The following is a 1989-nucleotide window of genomic DNA, read 5'->3' on the forward strand; positions in this document are numbered from 1 at the left end:
GGAATAACGGGTGCCACAGGCGCCACAGGAGCAACCGGAATAACGGGTGCCACAGGCGCCACAGGGGCAACTGGAATAACGGGTGCCACAGGCGCCACAGGAGCAACTCCTCAATTATTTTTTGCAGAAGTGGATGGTCCAATCGCTCTCACAACTACTGGAACCGAAACGACAGTAGTTACAATGAATGTACCAACTACTGTTGGCCAGAACATTAAAGTGGACTATGCGGTATCAATTGATGTGGTCACAACGGCCAATTCAAGTTTCACCTTTCAAACTAGGCTATATCGTAATGGGACTTTACTTGATACACGAGCCGTTCAAAGAAGTGTAAGTTCTGCAGGTACATCAAGGTTTCCTGTTGCATCTACAAATGTGAATACTGCTGCTATCACTGGAACTACAACATATGAAATTAGAATCGCTTATACAGCAGCATCGAATGTAACTTCTTCAAGTGCTTTAAATGCCGATATTAACGCAATACGTTTTCCTTAATGAAAGTAAGGGTTCAAAATGAGAGAGCTTATTTTGTAAATAAGGATTCAGTAAATCAGTATTAAAAGAGCATCCTGTAATGATGATGCTCTTTTTTATAATAGATGAGATTCGCTTTTTTTATAGAACTAACGGGGCAGGATAGTTGAACAAGAAACTGTTAAAGTAGTGATAAAAAAGGTGATGGGAAAATGGCTATATTTCCAGAAGAAAACGACTTTCTTTCGTTATTCGAATGTGAACCAACGTTATTAGATAACACTTCTAAAGACTTGCCATTTTATTATAATAAAGCAACATACCGATTTTCTAATGGAGAGGAAGACTTTATTGTTACTCTTTCTCCCTCTTATGGGGAAGTTGAAATACAAGTAACTCAATGTATTTCAAATAGATTGTTATCACTTTTGGACTTAAAACGGGTTGATAAATTTGAAATTACAACAGATAAGAAAGACCATTCAAGTGCGCTATTAACAGTTGTTAATGAGGACACTCAACAAATGATTGAAATTAATTTTAAGCCTTATTTTAAACAGACTTTTAAAGAACATTTTACTTGGTAAGTACAAATTCTTATTAAGCTAACGGGTGCGTTAGCTGAAGATCGGAGCTGTCTTTAAGGCAGCTTTTTCTTATGGAACTAAAGGGGAAGGTTAGTTTAACAAGGGTTTTACCAATATTTGTAGAATGTTCTTTGTTACAAACAATTTTAGGAGGGGGTAACTTAAACAAAAACAAAGTAGGATGGTTGTTTTTAGGGCTTGCAGGGTGCTTCGGCTTATTATTTATTGCGATGGTAGGGCAAGGTTACGGATTATCAAATAGTCAAATACAGGGGAATTTGCAGTTAAATTTTATGGGGATAAAAGTCGCTGACGGGATTACAACAACCGCAAGATGGAACCAGTATGGAACATATTTTTATCTATGGAGTTTAGTACCATTACTATTAACTATTTTCTGTTATCGCAAATTTTCAAAACTCGTACCAACTATTTCAAACTAATGTATTTTGAATAGCTGTCTTTTAGGACGGCTTTTTTTATCTATTGTTAAGATTGTGAAAGAGTGTTCTTAAACTAACGGGTGTGTTAGTTGATTAATGATCTTCCACAATTGGGCGCTATTATTGAATAAACCTTAGATTTTTAAATTTTGATTACAGTGAAGTATCTTATATCCAAAATTAAACAACTATATTTTAACCCCGTCTTAAATTTAGAACGGGGTTATGCTTGTTTTAGGTTTTAAAATTAAATAACTTTATTGTCTTTTTACAAGATTTCCATTCTTTCGTGGTTCGTTTCCCATCTTTTTCAACCATCCATAAAGCCATCCTTTAGTAGAAAAGAATCTTAACAAAAATGCTTATCAATCTTTATCTTAGATTTAGCATTTTTAATTGTTTCATATTTCGACAGCGTTTTCATTTGTTGTCCTTTATAATTTTAGAAAAGATCAAGAGATATTAAAGTGGATTAAACA

Annotated in this window: 2 protein-coding genes and 1 pseudogene; all 3 read left to right on the forward strand. The window is 34.7% G+C overall.

Translation table 11 applies throughout. The features are described from left to right. Positions 1-501 (forward strand): annotated as a pseudogene (locus ACFVS1_RS26775) (collagen-like protein); the annotation flags it as partial. A gap of 191 nt (positions 502-692) precedes the next feature. Continuing rightward, positions 693-1067, forward strand: a complete 375-nt coding sequence (locus ACFVS1_RS26780; protein ID WP_387552213.1) for a hypothetical protein — start codon at positions 693-695, stop codon at positions 1065-1067. Between the two features lie 71 nt (positions 1068-1138). Then, the gene (locus tag ACFVS1_RS26785; protein ID WP_387552216.1) at positions 1139-1510 is read left to right on the forward strand and encodes a hypothetical protein; all 372 of its coding nucleotides are present in this window, start codon (positions 1139-1141) and stop codon (positions 1508-1510) included. The last annotated feature ends 479 nt before the right edge of the window (positions 1511-1989 follow it).

It is taken from the genome of Peribacillus sp. NPDC058075 (assembly GCF_042885195.1).
In the GTDB taxonomy this organism is placed as follows: domain Bacteria; phylum Bacillota; class Bacilli; order Bacillales; family DSM-1321; genus Peribacillus.